Genomic DNA, 22,405 nt, shown 5'->3' with positions numbered 1-22,405 from the left:
TACTAATTATTTAGCTGGAGGGAGCTATAAAAATGGTAAAAATTACAGACAATTACTTAGAAAATAAGCAAGCATTCGCAGACAGCAAAATTACGGTGCCCACTTATGATGCCGCTAAAGTGGCTGAAAAGACCGTAAAGGAACCACGTTGGATTCACTTTGGTGGTGGTAACTTGTTCCGGGCTTTCCACGCAGCAATTGCCAACAAGTTGATTGAAGACGGCGAAATGGATTCAGGAATCATCGTTAGTGATACGTACGATGACGCTGTCGTTAACGACATTTATAAGAAATATAACAACAAGATCGTACGGGTTGTGACTAAGGCGGATGGTTCACAGGATCGTGATCTCTTTGCTTCAGTTGCTAAGGCAGTTTTTGCTGGCCCAGCAACGGTTGATGCTAGTGGCTTTGAAGAATTGAAGGGCTACTTCACTCAGGCCAGCCTTCAAGTTGTGTCATTTTCAATTACTGAAAAAGGCTATCACTTAAAGAATGGTGCCGGTGAATTCTTCCCAGCAGTTGCCAACGATATTAAAAATGGTCCAGCTAAGCCAGAAAACAATATGTCATTACTAGTTAGCTTGTTATTAGCTCGTTTCCAAAATGGTGCTGTTCCATTGACACTGATGAGTACCGATAACTTCTCACAAAACGGTGATCGTTTGAAGGACAGTGTCTTGACGATTGCTAACGCATGGAAGGACAACGGCTTTGTTGACCAAGCCTTCCTTGACTATTTGAACGACAGCAAGAAGATTGCCTTCCCACTTTCAATGATTGACCGGATTACACCAAACCCATCAGAAATCATTGAAAAGTCATTGTTAGATGATGGCTTTGAAGATGCTACGATCTTACATTCAAAGAAACACACTAACATTGCGGCCTTCACCAACACTGAAGAAGCGCACTACTTGGTTGTTGAAGATGCCTTTCCTAATGGTCGTCCAGCCTTTGAAAAGGCCGGCGTGATCATGACGGATCGTGACACCGTGAATGCAGCTGATGAAATGAAGGTTACAACTTGCTTGAACCCATTGCATACCGCCTTGGCTGTTTACGGTAGTATCTTAGGCTACAAGTCAATTTCTTCAGAAATGGAAAATGCCGACTTGGTTGGTTTGATCAAGCAAATTGGTTACATCGAAGGCTTACCAGTTGTGCAAGATCCTAAGGTAATCAACCCACAATCATTCATCAACGAATTGGTTCAAAAACGGTTGCCAAACCCATACATTCCAGATACACCACAACGGATTGCAACGGATACATCGCAAAAATTGGGTGTTCGCTACGGGGTTACCATCCAACACTATGTGGATGATGCCAACCGCGATCCAAAGACCTTAAACTTCATTCCATTAGTAATTGCGACCTGGTTACGTTACTTGATGGGCATTAACGACAAGGGCGAAACGTTCGAACCAAGTCCAGACCCAATGTTTGATGAATTACACGCCCAAGTTGCTGACCTGAAATTAGGGAGTGCGGACGTTGATGTTCACGATGCTGTGAAGGGCATCTTGAGCAACAAGGCAATCTTCAACATGGACCTTTACGCAGTTGGTTTAGGCGACAAGGTTGAAGCATACTTCAAACAAGAACTTGCCGGTGCCGGCGCCATCGAACAAGTATTGCACGACACGTTGGCTGCTAAAGGCCAAAACGTAGACTAAGATTAATTGAGAATTGGGGAATAAAAAAGATGACAGAATATAAAATTGCAGTTGTAAACTCAAGTAGTTTCGGACAAGTATTTAAAGAACACTGGACTGAATTAGAGGCCATTGGAACCGTTGATCGGTTCATGGTGGACCCTAACATTCCCGGCAAAGAATTGGCTGAAAAGCTCAACGGTTATAACGTAATCGTTTCAAGTGTGACACCATTCTTCAAGCAAGACTTCTTTGACAACAAAGACGAATTGCTATTGATCTCACGTCACGGAATCGGCTACAACAACATTGACCTTGCAGCTGCAAAGCAACACGGTACTAAAGTAACGATCGTTCCACCATTGGTTGAACGGAACGCGGTTGCCGAAAATGCCCTTGCTAACCTGTTGTCACTTGTTCGCCAAGCAACACCTTCATCAGAACGGATCAAGGCTGACCGTTACGAAGACCGGGCCCAATTCATGGGACATGAATTCACTGGTAAGACATACGGTGTGATCGGCTGTGGGAACATCGGTAGCCGGGTGGCTGAATTATTCCAGTACTTCGGTGCCAAAGTATTAGTCACTGATCCACATCCTCACGCTCGTGAAGGCTGGTTCGAAGACAATCCTAAGGTGGAACGTGTTGAACTCGATGAATTATTAGCACAGTGTGATTATATTTCATTGAACGCATCATTAAACGATGAAGACTACCACATGATCAATGCGGAAGCCTTGAAGAAGGCCAAAGATGGCGTCTACTTTGTCAACCATGCACGTGGTGCTTTGATTGATGAAAAGGCAATGCTGGCCGCCGTTGAAAGTGGTAAGGTTTCAGGTTACGCTGCTGATACGATGGAAGTGGAACCCGTTCGCGCAGACCACCCATTCTTGCAAAATGACCGCTTCTTGATTACACCACATACCTCAGCATACACATACGAATGCTTACACGGGATGGGTGAGAAGTGTGTGGCTGACGTTCGCAACCTCGTTAATGGCGAACCACTCGGCCGCGAATTAACCCAAACGATCTAGGAGCACAGTTTGGTTGCTAGGCGTTTAGTCATGATGATCAAATAAGAATCGCGCGCCCAAACCACGCGTAGCAAAAAGGCCCCCATAATTGGTTGAACCAACTATGAGGGCTTTGCTATGCAAAAAAGGTTGTGAAAAGTAAAACAGGATCGGTCTATTCCCGTGTTTGTTTAATAACGGCGTTAATTTTCGTTAATTTTGGACTTGGGTTGACGGTTTCATCCCGCATGATCGACATGTAGAGGCAGTCGATGATACTCATTTGTGAAATCAGGGATGCCACGGCCTGTGACCGGTATTTGGAATCATCTGAAACGGAATAGAAGGTAACGTCACCGATCTTAGCCAATTCAGATGATGAAAAACTGGTAATGGCAATGATGGGAACGTTGTTTTCGCGTAGAACCTTAGTCATCTTCAAGGTATCCAAGTTACGACCACTATGGGAAATGACGATGGCACAGTCGTTACTTGTCATTTTGGCGGCTTGCATGAGTGACATATGGTAATCAGAGTTGTAGATCGCTGTGATTTGCGTTCTAAGGAACTTTTGGTAGGCATCGAAGGCCACCACTTCGGAAGCCCCTAAACCAAAGAAACTGAGTTGTTGCGCATTGGTAATCAGCGAAACGGCATCGTTCAGTTTATCTTCAGTGAGCAGATCCAGTGTTTTACTCAGGGAAGACTTGTTAGAACTGAAAACTTTTTGGGCCACCATGATGTTAGGATCGGTCACATCGATGTCAGCCGCAATCTTTTCGGGATGTTTGAGCTGGTTACTAATGGCAAGCTGCAGTTCAGGGTAACTAGAATAACCAAGCCGCTTCGCAAAACGGGAAATAGTTGACACCGAAGTATCAATTTTTTCCGCCAGCGATTGGATTGACTGGTGATCGCAGTCCGCAAGATTGTTCAAAAAGTAATCAGCGATTTTGTGGCTACTATTACCGAAGGTATCGTATTTTGAGTAGATTCTTTCTATTAATTGAAGGGTCATTGTGAGACCTCCTACTTTATTTTAATTAATAGTATAACAAAAATAATTAATTTTCACAATTTTCATACAATGTTATTGATTTTTGATAGGTTTTTGCATATAATAAAACCATCAAGTAGAAATTAAGAAAACAAATTTAATCGAAAGAGGGATTTTTTCATGCGTGTTGGAATGATCGGCCTTGGTAAAATGGGCCTTAACTTAACTAAGAATATGTTGCGGAACGGAATTGAAGTAGTTGGATTTGACTTGGCAAAGGACAACGTTGTTGCGGCTCAAGAAGCTGGCGCAACCCCTGCTGATAGTCTTGAAGATTTGGTTAGCAAGTTAGGAACCCCACGGATTGCCTGGGTCATGTTACCAGCTGGTAAGCCAACTGATTCAACAATCGAAACATTAGCTAAGATTTTGGACAAGGACGATATCGTCGTTGATGGTGGGAACTCATTTTATAAGGATTCCCTTCGTCACAATGAAGTTACGAGCGCGACGGGCGTTAAGTTCTTTGACTGTGGGACTTCAGGTGGCCAAAATGGTGCCTTGAACGGTGGTAACTTCATGATCGGTGGCGACGACGCAGAAGCCTTCGATAAGTATTTGAAAGATATCTTTGAAAAAATTGCTGAACCAGATGGGTTCCTTTACACTGGTGCTGCCGGTTCTGGTCACTACTTAAAGATGGTGCACAACGGGATTGAATACGGAATGATGGAAGCCATCGGTGAAGGATTCGATGTGTTGGAAAATTCAGACTACAACTACGACAACGAAGCCGTTGCTAAGCTATGGAACCACGGCTCAGTTGTTCGGAGCTGGTTGATGGAATTGGCAGAAGACGCCTTTGCTAAGGATCCTAAGTTGGATGAATTGCTGGGCCGGATGCATTCATCTGGTGAAGGCCAATGGACATTACAAGAATCACTTGATATGGCGGTACCAACACCAGTTATTGCCTTATCATTGATGATGCGGTACGAATCAATGCGTGATGCTGACAACAACTTCACTGGAAAAGTGGTTGCTGCTTTGCGGAACGGCTTTGGTGGTCACGCCGTAGATACAAAATAATTAGCTTAAAAAAGTTCGGGACCGTAAGGGGCCGAACTTTTTTGCCAAATGGAGGAAGTTTAAAATGTTCTTTAATCAAGCAGATTTAAAAACACAGGTGATTGATGATAACTCGTATCGGCAAATTTTAGCGCATAGCGGGAGTTTGATGAACGTCAAGGTGTTCTTCAAGCAAGCCACACCAGCCGCGCCAATTCCGGTTCATCAGCACGTTCACGAGCAAACAACTTACGTCCTCAAGGGGGCCTTTAAGTTTGAAATTCGTGAAGCAACGGGTACCCAGGTTCAAGAAGTTCACGAAGGCGACAGCATTTACTTTCCGGCCAATGTTCTTCATGGCTGCATTCCGTTGGCAGACGACAGTCAGCTACTGGACAGCTTTACACCCCAACGCGAAGATTTTTTGCAGTAGCAAACTGATATAAAAAAACGCACATTCCTAATTTTGAGGAATGTGCGTTTTTGCGAATTAACGATCATGTTCTAAGAAGCCCTGCTCTTTGAGAATCGCGAGGAGCTCCCGCCGGTGACGTGGCGAACTCACTACTTCACGGGCGAGGGATTGACGGAAAGTTTCGCGGCGCGGATTGAGATGACGCTGCTCGTAGTAGCTTTGTAGCTCGGTGTCGTAAGCATCTAGTTGTGCTTCAAAGTCAACCGGCAGTTGATACGTATTGGTAAAGTTGACCACGCTTTGTGGGAGGCGCGGCTTTTGTTCTGGTAGGTCATTGGGATAGCCCACGGCAACCGCAAAGAGTGGGAACGTGAGGTGTGGGAGGTGGAGAAGCTGGATAACCTGGCGGGCGTCATTGAGGATGCTGCCAAGCACCACGGTTCCCAGTCCCAAGCTTTCAGCGGCTGTAATTAGTGATTGCGCCCCGATAGTGGCATCGTACACGCACCCGAGCAACCGGTCTGTTTCATGTAGCAACGTGGTATCAACCTGTTGTTGGCTAGCAATCAGCTGGTTACGATACTGGTCCGCGACAAAGACGAAGAGGTGCCCGTTTCGATTCACCTGATGTTGGCTTTGCCCACAGATCTCAGCCAATTGGTCCTTGATGGCCTGATCGGTGATACTCAGAATACTGAATTCCTGCAGAAACATGGATGAGGCGCCCTGGTGGGCGACCTCGAGGAGGGTTGCAAGCGTCTGGTCATCAAGTGGCTGTGGCTTGAAATCACGCACAGAACGGTGGTTGAGGAGACTTTGAATAGTTTCGTTAACGGTCATTGTTCAAACCTCCCTTGGCAAACTAGGCTTCTTTAGACGCAGATTCATTGACTTGCTTAGTCAAGAGGTCATAGATTTGTTCAATATCGCGTGAGGTCCCACGCAGTTCGTAGTCGGCTAAAAATGGGGCGCGGAATTGGTGGGCGTAACGTTTGGCGGTGAGACAGTACTGCTCGTTAAAGTTGCGGTTGCCACTGCCAATGACGCCGATGCATTGACGTGCATTGTTATGATAGGCAATGTATTCGCCCAGGACGTTGGTCATCAGTTCCTTCACGCCGGAATCAATGCCGTTTCCCCCATCGAGGTAGGTCGGTACGAAAGCAAAGAAGGGGTCGCGTTCGTCGTCGAAATCGCTTTGTTCGCTGATTTCTTTGGCGTTGATGAGTGGCAGTGAGTCGTCGATAGCATGTTGCTGACTAGCGTATGCTGTCAACCGATTGATAAAGGAACGGGTGTTACCTTCAATTGAAATGTAAAGTGCGTTGATATTAGTCATGGATGGAGTCTCCTTTGGGGAAAGTAAAATTCGTAAATTAAAAAGTAGCTTAATTTTAACACGTAAGCTACTTTCGGGTACGACAATTATTAAGATTAATCGGATTCGTTTTCGGCGTTCATTTTTTGTTCCAGCGCCGCCTTGGTCCGACCGCGGTGTTCGGTAACTTTAAACCAGTTGATGTAGGAATTCTCGTAGTCAAGGACTTCAAGGTCAAAATCGCCAACCTCAACGACATCTCCCACGTGGATCGTGTCAGCTTGATCGATGACGTAGCCGGTGATTGTCACGGACTCGGTTTGGTCGAATTCCTTAATATCAGTTTGGAAATAGCGCTCGAAGTCATATGACGTGGTCTTACCACTAACCTTGTAGGACCCATCATCTTGTTTGAAGATGATTTCGTCGGACACATCATCAATTTCATCACGAACGGTACCAAAGAGTTCTTCGTAAATATCTTTGTCCGTGACAATTCCACTCGTACCACCATATTCATCAACCACAACCACGATTGGGGTGCGCTTGCGAATCATTTGTTGGAGGACTTCCGTAATCGGTGTCGACTCTGGGGTGGTCGAGATGTGACGCAGCACCTTGCTAAGAGAAACATTCTTGTCAATTCGTGATTGACGAACTAAATCATAGTTGAAGACGTAGCCTAGAATCTTATCCTTATCGTTATCGGCAACGACGGGGAGACGGCTATATTTTTCCTGCAGGTACATGTTAATGGCGGTGGAGATGGTGTCCTTGATGTCAATCACGACCAGTTGTGTCCGGTCAACCATGACATCTTTAGCCACCTTATCGTTGAGCTCAAATGCACGTTCCATGTACAGGAGGTCATTTTTTTCGAGCTCACCACCCTTAACGGCGTTCCGGGAAATGCTGAGAATCTCACCTTGCGAGAGAACTTCATCGGTCTCGTCAGCCGGTTTAAGTCCCAACATCCGCACCACGCCATTGGCCGAAATGTTCAGCAACCAAACGAAGGGGTAAAAACAAATGTGGAACCAGTGCAATGGCGTCGTTACAAACATCATGACCCGCAGTGGCATATCGATAGAAATGTTTTTTGGTACAATTTCCGTGAAGACCACTTCGAGGTAGGTTAGTACCAGCACCCCGATAATGGCCCCAATTCCATGCAATGCTCCCGCACTAATCGGGAGATGGGTGAGATCGAACACATCGAACAACAATGATTCGATGGTAGACTCCCCAATCCAACCTAAGATAATCCCACAGACGGAAACCCCAACCTGAGTTGTTGAGAGGTACTCATTGAGGTTGGTGACCATCTTGATAGCGCGATTGAGCTTCATCGATGGTTTATCTCGAGCTTCTTGCTGCTCTTCCAACGCGGTTAACCGGGTCTGAACGAGAGCAAACTCTGCCGCCACAAAAAAGGCGGCAAAGAAGAATGTGATTAGAATAATCACAAGATTAATTAATATCTGACCGCTGTCCAAAAACTATTCCTCATTTCCTGGGTCAAGTAACCAAATTATAGTAGAATTAATAGAAACATCAGTTGAAATAATGGTACATGGATTTAGTGTTAATTGCAAGTAATATCAACGATTTGACGGACTTTGTTTACCAATTAGACGACCCGGGTTTGAAGGGTGTAAAGCCGTATGATAAAACCCTTAAAAAAGAACTTAAAAATGTATAATGGGTGAACTAATTTGGCTTATCAGTGCTCACATGATAGTCTATAATAGAAAGTGTTTGGAGGAATGAACATGCGACTAGATTTTTCTGTAGCAGTACACAGCTTATTATACCTAGATCAAAACAACGACCGACGAATTTCTAGTCGTGAGCTATCTGAGAAGCTGAAAGTAAATTCGGTGATGATTCGTAATATTTTGTCACTCTTGCATAAGAATGGCTATGTCAAAGGCAACGTCGGAAAAAATGGGGGATACCAGATGATTCTCTCATTGGCGCAATGTAATGTGGGTGAATTGTATGATCTGACAATCCCGCCTACCATCAGTTACGCCCGCTTTATTACGGGCAAAACCAGTTTACTGGAAGAAGAAAACGAAACTCATGAAACGGAAATTGAAAGTAATATCGCTGAAACGCTGACCGACTTATTTACGTTAGCTGATCAGGATTACCGGGCATTTTACCACCAGTTTACGCTGGCTGATCTCAAGCAAGATATTGAGCATCATGGGTATTTTCAGCGAAAAATTGACGAGCAATAGTAATCATTTAAATGATGACAACCAACGAGATGGTAGCGATGAATTCGCTACCATCTTTTTTAGACACTTCTTGTGCAATTATCAACAAACTAATCCACCCCTTGACAATGTTTTTGAATAGTGAGTAAAATATCACCATATTCTCATCAGATTTTAATTTTACATAGTTTTGGGAACATACAAGGGGGATACATATATGCAAAATGTTGAAGCAAAAGATGGCAAGATGACCATTGGTAGTTACGTTTATAATGTGTCGGCGGCGGTTTCAAATGCGGTGCTGGTCATGCTGGGGGTTGGGTTGTTATTCCAATCGGTGGCCAATATCACGCACTGGACGGCACTGTATCAAGTTGGGGCACTGGCTCAGGTGTTACTACCGGCAGCGTTTGGAGCCGGGGTGGCGTCACAACTGCGAGTGAATACGCTGGTCCTTTTCAGTTCCATGATTGCGGCAACGGTCGGTGCCAACGGGGTTTATTTCACCCAGTCGGCGGTTAAAGCGGCTACTGCAACGGGATGGCAAATGCATGAAGCAGCTGCCAGCACCATCTTTACCACAGGCCAACCCATTAGTGCGGTGCTAGCGGCCATTTTAGCTACCCTCGTTGGTAAGTATTTGACGGGTAAGACGCCACTCGATATGATTTTGGTACCGTTGGCAGCGACGTTCTTTGGTTCTTTGTTTGGTCTGGGGGCTGGGACAGTCGTAACGCCAGCCCTGAACGCTTTGAGCAAGTGGGTCGCTGGTGCGATGACGGTGAACCCACTACTAGGTTCAATGTGCTTGTCACTGGCCTTTGCTATCTTCTTGATGACACCCGCTTCGTCAGCAGCACTAGCAATTGCGATTGCGTTGAACCCGATTTCATCTGGCGCCACGTTGATTGGTACAACTGCTCAATTCGTGGGCTTCCTCGCGATGTCATTTCAAGAAAATAATTTGGGCGCCAACATTGCGCAAGGCTTGATTACGCCCAAGGTTCAATTTCCGAACTTGCTCAAACGGCCGGCGCTATGTATTCCACCGTTTATTGCGGCGATGGTCAGCGCGGCTGTCGGAACATTGGCCTTTAAGTTCAGTGTTCCCTATACCCTTGGCGGTCTGGGACTCAACTCATTGATTGCACCAATTAATTTGGCATCTAGCAACATGCATGCGTTCTGGGTTTACATGTTCTGCGGAATTTTGATGCCTGCCGTCATTTCAGCTGTTGGGTATCGGATCATGCGGGCGTTCCATTTGGTCTCCGCCAACGATCTACACATGGAAATCGTTTAATTTTTGATCTTAAGTTATTGAGAGTTGGAATGAAACTTCGAAAGAGAGTTTTGTTCCAACTCTTTTTGGGCTATGATAGGAGAAGAATTGAAATAACGGAGGCAACTCATGGTAACGATCAACTTCAAACGGGTCAGTCGAATTGTCAAAAAACAGGTCATGCTTGATGATCTGGACTTGACCATCGAACCGGCGATGATTAGTGCAATTTGTACCGACCAGCCAGCGAGCGTGACGGCGCTATTTGAGCTAATTACTGGTGAAAAGGCAGACGATGGGCAGGTCATGTTAGATCAGTTGGATGCTTACGCACAACGAAAACATCTCGGCGATTTAGTGGGCTGTTTATTTGCAGATGACGAAGGAAGTACACGGGGTACCGTGACGACTTTTTTGGAGCACTGTTTGAAGAAGGCCACTGGAGACCATCTGTCCCTGGAGCAGAGCTTGGGGATTGCCAAGCAGCTTAAGCTCACCCCCGACAGTCGCGTGGCGGACTTAGAACCAGGGGCTAAACGACAGCTTCAAATTTTGAGCTTGGTTGTTAACGAGCCCCCGATTTTGTTGCTTGAGCAGCCCACTTCAATGATGAATGCGCAACAAGCAACCGCGATTTGGCAACTGCTGGCGGACTATGGTCGTAAAATGGCCGCTACCATTGTATTTTCTAGTCCCCAAGTGGCGGAAATGCAGGTCCATGCCAATCAGATCATTTATCTGTCTAACGGTCATGTGAGTCAAATTCGTCCCATCGTGACCCACGATAGTAGCGATTGTGTGGTCAAGGTAACGGGACGCGGATTACCGGTGGAAATGATCGATGTCTTGGGCGGCCATTTTATTAAAGAAACGCCCATGAATCAGGAGTTTGTGTATTCGGGCAATATACAGGCGTTGTTGCCATTGCTGGAACAAAGCGGCATTACGGACGTGAGAATTTTGGATGCGACGATTGATGATGAACTACGGGTTTGGTGAAAGGAATCAAGATGGCGACACTAACAGTTATTGATGAACAACGAAGTCGATTAGGGACACTGGTGGCGGCCAAGTTGCCCAGCACGGAGGTTGTGTTAACCGACCGCTTTGATACAACACTGCAAACTGCGCGTGTCATTGTGTGGGTGGCACCGGTGGAACGCGCGGATGACCGGGTTTTTGAGTTGATTGACCAAATTGACGCGAGAGCCGCCGCGCCAGAAAAAATTGTGATGGTGACCTTGGCGGGCATTAATGGTGAGGTGCCGGATGAGCAACTGACTCTTTGGTATGGGGATGCCGCCCAAGAACTGATGCTCGCCCATCAGTACGCGACCAAGATGATCGATGAACTGGAAATTGACTATACCCTCATTCGGCGGGTGCCGCTAGTAGATGAAGAAACGCCGGTCCAAGTGACTAACGAAGGCCAACCGGTAATGGGAACTCGGATTGGGATGCAAGCACTCAGTGAGATTGTTGTGCAGGCGTGTGATCCGACGGTATTTCGGAATCAATCAATCGGTGTGAGCGATCAATAATGTTGAATAAATAACAATTAATGATAGAATAAACGAAATATTAAATGAGGTGGGAGAAATGAGTCAACGACCATATTTTCTCGACCCAAAGCGGGTAGTCGTTAAAATTGGGACGAGTAGTTTAATTTATCCAGATGGTCAATTAAATTTGAAGACAATGGACGAACTCGCTTTCGTCTTGAGTGCGGCTTGTAAGAAGGGCCGAGAGGTGATCCTAGTGTCGTCGGGGGCCATCGGCGTGGGGCTTAATCAAATGCACCTGAAGAAACGGCCGGCAGATATTGCGGCCCAACAGGCGATCGCGGCGATTGGGCAAAATGAGCTGATGGCGATTTTTAATCAGCGCTTTGCCAGCTATGGTCAGCAGATTGGCCAGGTGTTGCTGACCCACGACGTGATGGACTTCCCGGTCAGTCGACAAAACGTGTTGAATACGTTTGATCAGTTAATGGCCATGCACGCGATTCCGATTGTGAACGAAAACGATACGGTGGCCGTGGATGAGTTGGATCATAAGACGACCTTTGGCGACAATGACCAGTTATCCGCCATCGTGGCAACCTCGTTAGATGCGGACTTATTAATCGTTCTTTCAGATATTGACGGACTTTATGATGCGGATCCACATAAGAATCCGGATGCCCAAGCGTTATCGTATGTGAGCGCGGTGACACCGGAAATTTTGGAAGCGGCTGGTGGAAGTAGCACCCGTTTTGGCACTGGTGGCATGGTCACCAAGTTGAAAGCGGCCGCCCGCGTGCTGGGCGCCGGTCACCAGATGGTCTTAGCGAATGGTGAAGATCCAAAGATTATTTTTGATATTTTAGCTGGTGAAACGGTGGGGACGTTATTTGCGCCGGCAACACGAGTGGAGGACTAGATGATGGATAGTTTAGAAAAAATGGGCCAGCAGGCTCAAGCGGCCGAACGTGAATTATCACAATTGGCGACACCGGTAAAGAATCAAGTTTTGGGACAAATGGCGCAGGCACTTCGCCAAAATCAGGCCGAAATTATGTTGGCCAACCAGCATGATTTAAATCAGGCAACGGATTTACCCATGAATTTTGTGGATCGCTTGACGCTCACAGCGCAACGAATTGAGCAGATGGCGTTGGGACTGGAAAAGGTTGCGTCATTGCCCGATCCGATTGGCAATATTGAAAAGGGTTGGCAAACGGAACAGGGTCTTAAAATCGAGCAACAGCGGGTGCCATTAGGAGTTATCGGCATTATTTACGAAGCCCGGCCGAACGTGACGGCGGATGCCTTTGCGCTGACCTTTAAATCAGGCAACGCGGTTATTTTGCGGGGCGGGAAGGAAGCTTTACAGACAAATATTAGTATCGTGGAATTCTTGCAGGCCGTTTTAAAGCAAAATGGGTTGAATCCCCATGCAATTCAAATTGTACAGGATACCTCACACGAAACGGCCAGCGAGATGATGCAGTTGACGGACTATATCGACGTCTTGATTCCGAGGGGCAGTGCCCGACTGATCAAAGCGGTTGTCGATCAAGCGAAGGTTCCGGTTATTGAAACGGGTGCCGGCAATTGTCATATCTACGTTGATGAGTTTGCGCAGCTTGATATGGCTAGCCAAATTATTGTGAATGCCAAGACGCAACGGCCATCAGTTTGTAACGCGGCCGAAAAAATTGTGATTCATTCGGCAGTTGCTCAGGAGTATTTGCCAAAGATTGCCGAAGCGCTGAAACCGTTCAATGTGGAATTGCGTGGGGATGAACGCGCCCAGGCGATTTTACCGGACATTACACCGGCAACTGAAGCGGATTGGGGCACGGAATACAACGACTACATCATGGCAATTAAGGTCGTTGATTCGCTCGATGAAGCAATTGAACATATCAACCATTACAACACGAAACATTCCGAAGCGATTGTGACGGACAACTATGAACACAGTGAGCAGTTCTTGAATCAAATTGATGCTGCCTGTGTGTATGTGAACGCCTCGACGCGCTTTACGGACGGTTTTGAGTTTGGGTTTGGGGCCGAAATTGGGATTAGCACGCAAAAGTTACATGCTCGCGGCCCAATGGGGCTTAATCAGCTCACTTCAACGAAGTACGTGATCCGTGGAAATGGTCAAATTCGTCATTAAATTTAAAAACTAGACTTGTGCTTTTAGAATTTTATGGTAATATATTAAGAGTACTTGTTTGGTACTGCTGATTTAGCTCAGCTGGCAGAGCACTTCACTAGTAATGAAGGGGTCACAGGTTCGAATCCTGTAATCAGCATCTTAATATTCGGTAGAATACATTGAGGTCCCGCATCCGCGGGGCCTTTTTTGTTTGGTACCACTAAAAACGGCATTTCCACATGCAAGTGGGATTAAACAAGTTATTTCAGAATCGGGTGTTGTTAGATAAAAGGCAAAACTAAACACACAGCGAACACATGGATGTGCGACTGTGTGTTTCAAAAAATTGACAAAAAGGACTCATATTGCTGAAAGGACGGGCTTTATAGCCTGCTTTTTTTGTGTGTTGAAAAATGAATTAGAGGCAGGTATTACAAAAACTGCCCCATGGGGCAATGAAAGTCCGCCCTATCAGACGATGGCATAACCTCAATTTCTCGATATAGTGTATACATCAAGTAAAGCGCAGGACAATTACCGTAATTGTTAAAGCGTAATTTGCTTCAAATTGATGAAACAGAAATGAGAGGTTTTAGTAGATGACAGAGCCAGCTTTAAAAGTTGAACATTTGACCAAAGACTTTGGTCACGGACGTGGTATTTTTGATGTTAACTTCGAGATTAAACCAGGTGAAGTATTTGGTTTTTTAGGACCAAACGGTGCCGGTAAGACAACAACAATCCGTCACATTATGGGATTTACTAAACCGGGGCAAGGATCAGCAAGTGTACTTGGAATGGATTGTACAACTCAATACAGCGAAATTATGAAACATGTGGGATATTTACCCGGTGAAATTGCGTTACCAGAAGGTGTTAGTGGTTGGGAGTTCATCCGCTCAATGCAAAAAATGCGGGGCGTTAAAGATGATCGCTATTTAAACAGTTTGCTTGAAATGTTTGACCTAGACCCACAGGGGAACACTAAACGAATGAGTCTTGGTACAAAACGTAAACTGGCAGTTGTAACTGCTTTTCTTGCAGACCCAGAGATTTTAATTCTTGATGAACCAACCAGTGGTCTTGATCCCGCGATGCAAGATAAATTCATTCAATTCATGGTAAGTGAAAAACGTCGTAATAAAACCATTCTCTTATCGAGTCATATTTTTCCCGAAGTCGAAGCTACCTGTGATCGAATTGCAATCATTAAAGATGGCAAGATTGTTTCACAAGTAGATGCCAATAAACTACAACACAAAGAGCAAAAAACATTTGAGTTATTTTTCGCAAATCGAAAGGATTTGGAGTCAGCCTCTTTAGGAATTGGAGGAAGAATGGGTGATCATAGTTTAACAGTACAAGTTGATTCACAAGATTTAAGTACTTTCTTCAATTTTCAACTACGTGATCGAAATGTAATTCGATTAGTCGAACATAAATTTAACTTGGAAAAGTATTTCTTAGATTTTTATCGCACTGATAAAGTTTTCAAAACACTTTAAAGAATGGAGAATGGTAATGAACCAGATGGTAAATACAGTTCATCTTACGAAGGACTACAAAAAGAACCGTGGAATTTTTGACATGAACTTACAAATCAAGCAGGGTGAAGTTGTGGGGATCGTGGGGAAAAATGGTGCTGGTAAGACGACTACCATGCGTACGCTGATGGGGTTTATTCATCCCACAGATGGCTATAGTGAAATTCGAGGATTGAATTCTTGGTCTCAGGCTTCTAAAACTAAAAGGATGATTGGGTATGTCCCCGGTGAAATTGCGTTTCCAGATACTAAATCTGGGGAGACCTTCCTGAATAACCAATTAAAGTTATTGAGGGCTTCTAAAGATACTTATGTGAATGATCTTATTCAACGATTTAAAATTGATTTAACTGCTGATATTAAGCGAATGAGTAAAGGGATGAAACAAAAAACGGCGTTAGTGTGTGCGTTTATGACAAAAGCACCTTTACTTCTTTTAGATGAACCGACTACGGGACTTGATCCAGTGATGCGTGATGCATTTATTGATTTGGTTTTGAAGGTTAAAGCGAATGGAACAACCGTATTTTTAAGTAGCCATATGTTTAACGAGCTTGAACGGACGTGTGATCGAATTCTGTTTTTGAAGGATGGCAAAGTAATTGATGTGGTTGATCAAAATAAATTTGAAACAATTCATAGTTTTCAAAAAGTTAAAATTCAGACTAGTACCAGTGAGGGATTTCAAAAGATATTAACATCGTTTTCTGAAACGTCACATGTAAACTCCGAAAATCATGAAATTACTGTACTTATCAGTAATACCAAAGTTGCTACACTGCTAGTATTGCTTCAAGATATTGAAATTGATGATATTAGTTTTGACACGCAAACGCTTGATAACTACTTCGAAAAAGAACTTCAAGTAAAATAATCTAATTTAAAAAAAGAAAGTGAGATCAATAGTATGAGTTTTCCATTATTAAAACAAACGTTTAAATCAAATTTTGCCGTATGGGGTCTAGTAACGCTGGTTATGAATATTATCTTGGCTCAACTTATTATGATGAAACAGACAAGAACCATGATGGCACCAATGTATTATGGAATGTTAGTGTCAACGATGGTTGCACTATTTGTGGTAATTTGTGGCAATAAACTACTTGCGGGACAAGTTGATCAAGGGTCAATGGCATATATATTAACTGCTCCGATTCGTCGAACAACAGTGGCATTTACACAAATGATTTATATGGTTCTTAGCTTGGTTGGAACGTATGGATTGATGGCAATTGTTTCGGTTAGTGCTAACAACATTGCGGATGCCGGTTTTAAAGCACAAACTTTAGTCAACTTGAACATTGGTGCATTTATGGTTGCCTTTGCGTTCGCTGGAATTATGTTTGCCGCTTCTGGTATTTTCAATCTTTCTAAGTACTCACTCGGAACTGGCGGCTTGCTCATCATTTTATTCATTTTGTTAGCTATTGTTGGTTCATTTGCAACGTACGGTGTAGACGCATTAAAGGACGTTCAACACTTAACAATTGTGTCATTATTTGATTATCAAAATATTTTAATTGAAGGTTCAAAATGGATTTCTAAGCTGGCAGTATTGGGTGGCATTGGCGTTGTTACTTTTGGTATCGGGACGACGGTTTTTGCTAAAAAAGATTTACCACTCTAACATTTACGTATATGTAATTTAATTGATACTCCGTAATTTTAAAGGAGTATCTTTTACTATTTACTGTAAGTAAGGGATTATTTAGTGAATAAACTTATGCTATTCTTAGTAAAGATTAAAGTAATTTGGGTGGTGCCAAGTGATGCCAAAAGTTATGAGTTATTTAATTCACCTATATAACAGTGCTAGTCGTGAAAGTCGAATCATGATTCGAAGTAGTTTAACATTACCAGTTTCAACGATCATTGCACTGACTAATGCTGGCTTAGCCATTCACTATCGTTCAATATGGATGTTAGTGCTTAGCGGATACTACTTAATTTTACTTCTAGCTCGGGGATATGTGATTCAACATCAACGTCGACGATATAAGCAATCGGCGCAAGCATCATTACTAAGTTTTCAGCAGGAACGTCGATTTATTTTTATTGGTGCTTGGTTACTTGTTGCACTGGGAATTGCGTTTGCTGGCATAAGTGCAGTGATGTATAAGTCGGGATACCCTCGTCACTATGGTACTGTTGCTTCGTATGTGGTTGCTCTCATGGGATTTGTTAAGCTAATTGGTGCTATTGTTTGCTTAATTCAGTCTTGGCGATTGCATAGTGGTGGACTAGGATTATTAAAATCTTACAGTCTAGCGGATGGAATGGTGGGCATTGTGACGACACAATATGCTTTATTAGCGCTTGAACATTTTAAAAATGTTGCGGTTGTGACTGGTGGCTTTGGCTTAGTGTTGGCAAACTTATTTATCATTATTGGCTTACTCAATATTATTCGGTTATATCGTAAAGACCATCAATGCCAGTTTTGAACCAAAAAACGAGGATTATTATGGAAAAAATGAAAGAAAAATTTAATTCAATACGGATTCCACTCATGCTTTTTGAGTTGTTATTTGGATTTGTGTCGTTTTATGTTCTTAGTTCATCAGCAAACCTACTAAAAAATACGGGTATGTTAGAAGATAGTACGTTAATTTCGAAATCGCTTCAAATGATTGTAATTATTATTGCATTGGTATTGGAAATGGTAGTGTTGTGGTTCGGAACGGCATTTATTAGAAGAAATCCATTGTATTTATTTATTGTCCAAATGTTAGTTGTTATTCTGGCAACCGGATTGCTGACCAGTGAAATGCCTATTTTAATCATTGGCACAATTCCAGTAATTGGAATTGAGATCATCAATCTGTATGCTGAACCTAAAATACCAATGATCCTATTAAGCATAGTTTCAATTCTACTCTGGATTGCATATGGGTTTTACAATGGCATTTTACAAGCGGTAATTGTATTGCAGTCAGTTGTTTTTATATCGTTTATCGTTGGATTTTATTGGCGTTATTATAATAAGCAATTAGCTGAACGACAAAAAGCCGAAGATTTAGTAGACGAACTTCAATTAGCTTACTCGCAGGTTGAAGAATCAACTTTAAGAACTGAACGACAGCGTGTGGCGAGAGAATTACATGATACTCTAACACAAGGATTAGCCGGTACGGTAATGCAATTAGAAGCCACTCAAAGTTTTTTAGAAAATGGTGATCAACAAAGAGCGCTTGAAATCATCAAAGACACGACAAATATCGCACGTGAAACATTACGTGACTCACGACTTACATTAACTGACTTACGCGCAACCACCGAAAAAAGTCTTAATGCTCGGCTGGAATTATTAACAGATGCATTTCGTAAGAATTATCGCCTACAAGCGAATCTCAAACTTAAAGAAGTTCCCGAATTTTCAGATGCACAGTTAACTGAAATTAGTCGAATTGTTTCCGAAGCGATGATGAATGTTGTTAAGCATACTGATACTCGGCAAGTGATTGTTACTGGCAATACGGTAGATGATATGTTCAAATTACGAGTTATTGATTATGGCGGCGGTATAAATGTTAAGTCGAAAAAAGGCCATTACGGTATGCAAGGAATGCATGAACGTGCGGCAAAATTGGATGGTGCACTAACTGTGGTCAATACGCCGGGTGAAGGAACGACAGTTACTTTAATCATGCCTACAGAAAAGAAGGATGAACTATGAAAATAAAAATTCTGATTGTGGACGACCATCAAATCTTACGCAACGGTCTTTCACTAATTATGCAGACAACTCAAGATATGGAAGTTGTGGGAACGGCCGCGGATGGTCAGGAAGGACTAGATCAGGTTAAGGCTTTGAATCCGGATGTTGTATTGACTGATATTCGAATGCCCGGTATGGATGGCATTACAATGCTTAAAGAAATTCGGAAAAGAAATCCTAACTTACCAGTGGTAGTATTGACTACGTTTGATGATCAAAAACCAATTCAAGAAGCAATGCAGATGGGTGCCAAAGGCTTTTTGTTAAAAGATGCAGAAAAAGAAACCATTGTTAAGACAATTAGAACAGCGTTTGAGGGAAGAGTTTATATTGACCCGGCTTTAATGGACAAAGCATTTGCCCCGACCATGGAAACAGCCAAGTTAACCGATCAAGAACATGAAATTTTAATGATGGTTGCAGATGGTGATCGCAATGTAGATATTGCGGACAAAATGCATTTGAGTGTTCGGACCATTAAATCACATTTAACGGATATTTACGGAAAATTAGACGTGTACACTCGTGCAGAAGCCGTAGCGGAAGGATTACGACAAGGAATTATAACGCTATAAATATTAAATTTTATAAGTTTAAAAATTTAATTCAGATGATTTTTAATCCCGTTAAGTCTGTACATTGAGGTCCCGTATCCGCGGGGCCTTTTTTGTTTGGCAACACTAAAAACGGTATTTCAATGCGAGATTGTCGATAGGCTTCTTTAACTAATATTGGGACATCACTAGATAAAAAAGAGTAGTAAATAAGTAGCATAATCTACAGCTTATTACTTTTCTGTAGGTCATATAAAGCCAGTAAATCGCAACATTGTTGAAATGGGGCTTTTTCGTTAATATTTATTTGCAAGCGTTTGCAAATACAGAATTAACAGCATATTAAGAAAGGAGGCAAGACGAAGTGGATAAGAAGGTAAAGTCTGAATGGCTATTGTCCGCTAATGCGAGTATTGCATCATATTTAGATGCCAGTCTGTTGGTATGCACAGGAATTGTACTGGCGACGTGGCAGGTTCGGTTTGGATTTAATACTTGGTGGGTTGGAGCAATTAGCACACTAGTTACCATTTCTGTGGCATTAGGATCATTGTTAGGTGGCTATTTATCTGACCGTTTTGGTCGTATATGGGTTTTTAACATTGATATATTTTTTACATTTTTGGGAACAATTATAGTTGCATTAGCACCTAATTTAAATGTCTTATTGATTGGAATAATCATTGCCGGTATGGCATCCGGCGCTGATTTACCCACTTCCTTGGCAGTTATCTCTGAACGAACAGATCCGAAAAGATATGGCAAAGTGATCGCTTCTACTGAAATTTTTTGGATTGCTGGAATCGTACTATCTCAAGGGCTAGGGTTTATGACGGCTGGGTTAGGGTATTTAGGTACTCAATTGCTTTTTATTTGGCTGGGAAGTGTTGCGTTAATTACCTGGGCAGTGAGAGTATTTTCGCCAAAATTTCATATGATGGAAAAAGAAATGGCTATTGAAGTTTCAACGAGCGTTGTAACCGAAGAAGAAATTACGAAAGTACCACTACGTAAGATTTTATCAATGCCTCGATATTCAGTACCAATGTTGGGCCTGATTGGTTTCTACCTCTTTTGGAATATTCCTGCGAATACGTGGGGGTCTTTCTTAAATTATTTCTTAGTAACTATCGATGGTCGAAGTCAGCAATTTGCGACATTAACAGGATTTTTTGCAAATATTCTTGGCGCAATTGTTTTATATGGAATTAACATGAAGTTTGCTGATACTAAATATCGTTATGTAATGATGCGTGTTGGGTTAGTACTGTGTACGCTGTCATTTATTATTTCTGCAATATCAGGCGGAGTATGGCTAATTTTTACTATTGCGTATTTTGTATACTGTATGGCCAATATGTTGCATGGTGAATCAATTTACAAGATTTGGAGTCAACAGTTATATCCAGTTAATGTTCGTGCGAGTGTTACTGGAATTACGTATGCGATTGTGCGAGCAGTTACAGCTGTATTTGCCTTTGTAACACCAGTTATCATGTCTAAATCACCAAGTATGTTAATTTGGATATTAGTTGTATCTCTTGTAGTTTGTTGGCTATGTGGAGAAAGCGTTATTCATATCATAAAAAAATATAAAATTGATGATCCTGTATACAATACAAAATAAGAAAATTAATCAGATTTAATAGATAAGGAGTATGGAAACTATGGCAAAAGATTTAAGTTATTATAAACCGCTTGCGAATGCAGCCGGTATTGGATCTATGTTAGGTTCTGGAATTATTGTTGGGCTTGCTGCTACGATTTCAGTTTGGCAGACGGGGTTGCACTTAACAAATGGACAAGTTGGTATACTTTCGGGAGCACTAACCTTTGCGATTGCGTTTGGATCATTATTTGGAGCTCGACTTGCTGAATCAATTGGGTTAACTAAAGTTTTTAACAGTATTAATTTGATGTACGCAATTGGTGCAGGTATTGCAATGTTTGCCCCTAATTATACGGTTTTGTTAGTTGGTATTATCATTGCCGGTGTCGCATCTGGAACGGATTTACCAATTTCTTTAACTGTAATTTCACGTGATACACCAGATAGTGATATGACAGCAAAACTGGTATCATCTACTCAAATTTATTGGCAAGCTGGAATTTTTATTTCATACATTTGTTCATTCTTAGTATCTAAAATGGCAGGAGCGACTGGTGCCAGAATAGTATTTGCTATTTTGACGGTATTTGCAATTATCACATGGTTATGGCGTTCATTTTCTGGTCGCTTTAGAGGGCTGCATGAAGAGGCAGCGGAGAGAATAGCCAGTGAAAAGGATAATAATGAAAGTACGGTGAAAGTATCTGTTACCTCAGTTTTATTTGGAAAAAGTAAGGGTAAGTTTTTAAGCTTCTTTTTTGCAATTTTAATATTTTATATTGGATGGAATTTGTTAGCTAATACATGGGGACAATTTCAGACATTCATGATGGTTAAAGCTGATGCATCACAAAGTTTGGCGACTGGTGCAGGTATTGTGTTGAATATCATTGCATTTGTTGTTTCAATGATCTTTTCGTCAATTGCAGGTGGAAAACATAGAAATACAGGCTTCGTGATTGGATCGATTATCATGTTCTTAGCTATGATCGGATTGACGCTGGGTGGCGGTAATTTAGTTGCAATCATTTTAGCAATTGGATTTTATAATTTGGGTAGTCCAATGGCAGGTGAGGCCCTGTATAAGGTCTGGACCCAAGAATCATTTCCGATTGAAGTTCGTTCGTCAATTCAAGGCATTATTAATGGTACTTCACGTGTTTGTTGTGCATTATTTGCTTTCATAACACCTGCCCTAGTTATGCCTAATACAATTAAATTAACAATGTGGTGCTTCGCGGGAGTCGTTGCGATTAGCTTTATTGCAGGTTTAATTATGGTGAATTTGCAGAAAAAGTATGGACGTGCTGAAGATTAAAATAATAATGAGAGAGGAGCACCATTTAT

Annotated in this window: 22 protein-coding genes and 1 tRNA gene; 19 read left to right on the top strand and 4 right to left on the bottom strand. The window is 42.6% G+C overall.

Features of this window, described 5'->3' with window-relative positions:
• Positions 1-32 precede the first annotated feature (32 nt).
• Both FC26_RS03735 and FC26_RS03730 read left to right on the top strand, forming a co-directional pair.
• Positions 33-1,679, top strand: coding sequence for a mannitol dehydrogenase family protein (locus FC26_RS03735; RefSeq protein ID WP_057777926.1), 1,647 nt, complete (start codon positions 33-35; stop codon positions 1,677-1,679).
• A 29-nt stretch (positions 1,680-1,708) separates the two neighbouring features.
• Positions 1,709-2,701: a D-isomer specific 2-hydroxyacid dehydrogenase family protein gene (locus tag FC26_RS03730; protein ID WP_057777925.1), complete on the top strand. Its 993-nt coding sequence runs from the start codon at positions 1,709-1,711 to the stop codon at positions 2,699-2,701.
• A gap of 154 nt (positions 2,702-2,855) precedes the next feature.
• On the opposite strand, the gene FC26_RS03725 is transcribed toward FC26_RS03730, so the two are convergent.
• Positions 2,856-3,698: a MurR/RpiR family transcriptional regulator gene (locus tag FC26_RS03725; RefSeq protein WP_057777923.1), complete on the bottom strand. Its 843-nt coding sequence runs from the start codon at positions 3,696-3,698 to the stop codon at positions 2,856-2,858.
• 159 nt (positions 3,699-3,857) lie between these two features.
• Between FC26_RS03725 and gnd the strand changes: the two genes are divergently transcribed.
• Both gnd and FC26_RS03715 read left to right on the top strand, forming a co-directional pair.
• On the top strand, positions 3,858-4,766 hold the full coding sequence (gene gnd, locus FC26_RS03720; protein ID WP_057777921.1) for a phosphogluconate dehydrogenase (NAD(+)-dependent, decarboxylating): 909 nt from the start codon (positions 3,858-3,860) through the stop codon (positions 4,764-4,766).
• 64 nt (positions 4,767-4,830) lie between these two features.
• The gene (locus tag FC26_RS03715) at positions 4,831-5,178 is read left to right on the top strand and encodes a cupin domain-containing protein (RefSeq protein WP_057777919.1); all 348 of its coding nucleotides are present in this window, start codon (positions 4,831-4,833) and stop codon (positions 5,176-5,178) included.
• Between the two features lie 57 nt (positions 5,179-5,235).
• Here FC26_RS03715 and FC26_RS03710 read toward each other — a convergent pair whose 3' ends face one another.
• From FC26_RS03710 to FC26_RS03700, 3 genes are all read right to left on the bottom strand, one after another.
• Complete coding sequence (locus tag FC26_RS03710; protein ID WP_057777917.1) at positions 5,236-6,000, bottom strand: NADPH-dependent oxidoreductase; 765 nt, start codon at positions 5,998-6,000, stop codon at positions 5,236-5,238.
• Positions 6,001-6,022: 22 nt separating this feature from the next.
• On the bottom strand, positions 6,023-6,499 hold the full coding sequence (gene nrdI / locus FC26_RS03705; protein WP_057777915.1) for a class Ib ribonucleoside-diphosphate reductase assembly flavoprotein NrdI: 477 nt from the start codon (positions 6,497-6,499) through the stop codon (positions 6,023-6,025).
• 95 nt (positions 6,500-6,594) lie between these two features.
• Positions 6,595-7,974: a hemolysin family protein gene (locus FC26_RS03700; protein ID WP_057777913.1), complete on the bottom strand. Its 1,380-nt coding sequence runs from the start codon at positions 7,972-7,974 to the stop codon at positions 6,595-6,597.
• A 276-nt stretch (positions 7,975-8,250) separates the two neighbouring features.
• Here FC26_RS03700 and FC26_RS03695 point away from each other — a divergent pair, with 276 nt between their 5' ends.
• The 15 genes from FC26_RS03695 to FC26_RS03625 all read left to right on the top strand — a co-directional run bounded on the left by FC26_RS03695 (position 8,251) and on the right by FC26_RS03625 (position 22,376).
• A complete protein-coding gene (locus FC26_RS03695; RefSeq protein WP_057777911.1) occupies positions 8,251-8,724 on the top strand; it encodes an RrF2 family transcriptional regulator in 474 nt (157 codons plus the stop codon).
• A 196-nt stretch (positions 8,725-8,920) separates the two neighbouring features.
• Entirely contained in the window at positions 8,921-10,006 is a 1,086-nt protein-coding gene (locus tag FC26_RS03690; protein ID WP_057777909.1) for a PTS sugar transporter subunit IIC, read from the top strand.
• 108 nt (positions 10,007-10,114) lie between these two features.
• Positions 10,115-10,984, top strand: coding sequence for an ATP-binding cassette domain-containing protein (locus tag FC26_RS03685; protein ID WP_057777907.1), 870 nt, complete (start codon positions 10,115-10,117; stop codon positions 10,982-10,984).
• 11 nt (positions 10,985-10,995) lie between these two features.
• Positions 10,996-11,526, top strand: a complete 531-nt coding sequence (locus FC26_RS03680) for an NAD(P)H-binding protein (RefSeq protein WP_157061031.1) — start codon at positions 10,996-10,998, stop codon at positions 11,524-11,526.
• 58 nt (positions 11,527-11,584) lie between these two features.
• Positions 11,585-12,406: a glutamate 5-kinase gene (gene proB, locus FC26_RS03675; protein WP_057777903.1), complete on the top strand. Its 822-nt coding sequence runs from the start codon at positions 11,585-11,587 to the stop codon at positions 12,404-12,406.
• Positions 12,407-13,651, top strand: a complete 1,245-nt coding sequence (locus FC26_RS03670; protein ID WP_057777901.1) for a glutamate-5-semialdehyde dehydrogenase — start codon at positions 12,407-12,409, stop codon at positions 13,649-13,651.
• A gap of 66 nt (positions 13,652-13,717) precedes the next feature.
• Positions 13,718-13,790: transfer RNA gene (locus FC26_RS03665), tRNA-Thr, on the top strand.
• A gap of 442 nt (positions 13,791-14,232) precedes the next feature.
• Positions 14,233-15,138 (top strand): ABC transporter ATP-binding protein, encoded by a 906-nt coding sequence (locus FC26_RS03660; protein WP_057777900.1) that lies wholly within the window; start codon positions 14,233-14,235, stop codon positions 15,136-15,138.
• Between the two features lie 16 nt (positions 15,139-15,154).
• On the top strand, positions 15,155-16,051 hold the full coding sequence (locus FC26_RS03655) for an ABC transporter ATP-binding protein (RefSeq protein ID WP_057777898.1): 897 nt from the start codon (positions 15,155-15,157) through the stop codon (positions 16,049-16,051).
• Positions 16,052-16,084: 33 nt separating this feature from the next.
• Positions 16,085-16,804, top strand: a complete 720-nt coding sequence (locus FC26_RS03650) for a hypothetical protein (RefSeq protein WP_235809462.1) — start codon at positions 16,085-16,087, stop codon at positions 16,802-16,804.
• Between the two features lie 142 nt (positions 16,805-16,946).
• Positions 16,947-17,621 (top strand): hypothetical protein, encoded by a 675-nt coding sequence (locus tag FC26_RS03645; protein ID WP_057777895.1) that lies wholly within the window; start codon positions 16,947-16,949, stop codon positions 17,619-17,621.
• Between the two features lie 20 nt (positions 17,622-17,641).
• Positions 17,642-18,853 (top strand): sensor histidine kinase, encoded by a 1,212-nt coding sequence (locus FC26_RS03640; protein ID WP_057777894.1) that lies wholly within the window; start codon positions 17,642-17,644, stop codon positions 18,851-18,853.
• Positions 18,850-19,470: a response regulator transcription factor gene (locus FC26_RS03635; protein ID WP_057777892.1), complete on the top strand. Its 621-nt coding sequence runs from the start codon at positions 18,850-18,852 to the stop codon at positions 19,468-19,470. Before FC26_RS03640 ends, FC26_RS03635 begins: the two co-directional genes overlap by 4 nt.
• Positions 19,471-19,813: 343 nt before the next feature.
• The gene (locus tag FC26_RS03630) at positions 19,814-21,076 is read left to right on the top strand and encodes an MFS transporter (RefSeq protein ID WP_057777890.1); all 1,263 of its coding nucleotides are present in this window, start codon (positions 19,814-19,816) and stop codon (positions 21,074-21,076) included.
• Positions 21,077-21,107: 31 nt separating this feature from the next.
• On the top strand, positions 21,108-22,376 hold the full coding sequence (locus tag FC26_RS03625) for an MFS transporter (protein WP_057777888.1): 1,269 nt from the start codon (positions 21,108-21,110) through the stop codon (positions 22,374-22,376).
• Positions 22,377-22,405: the final 29 nt, after the last annotated feature.

The organism is Paucilactobacillus vaccinostercus DSM 20634 (assembly GCF_001436295.1).
GTDB classification, from domain to species: domain Bacteria; phylum Bacillota; class Bacilli; order Lactobacillales; family Lactobacillaceae; genus Paucilactobacillus; species Paucilactobacillus vaccinostercus.
The sequence above is the reverse complement of the archived record's forward strand: the minus strand, read 5'-3'. Positions and strand labels throughout refer to the sequence as shown.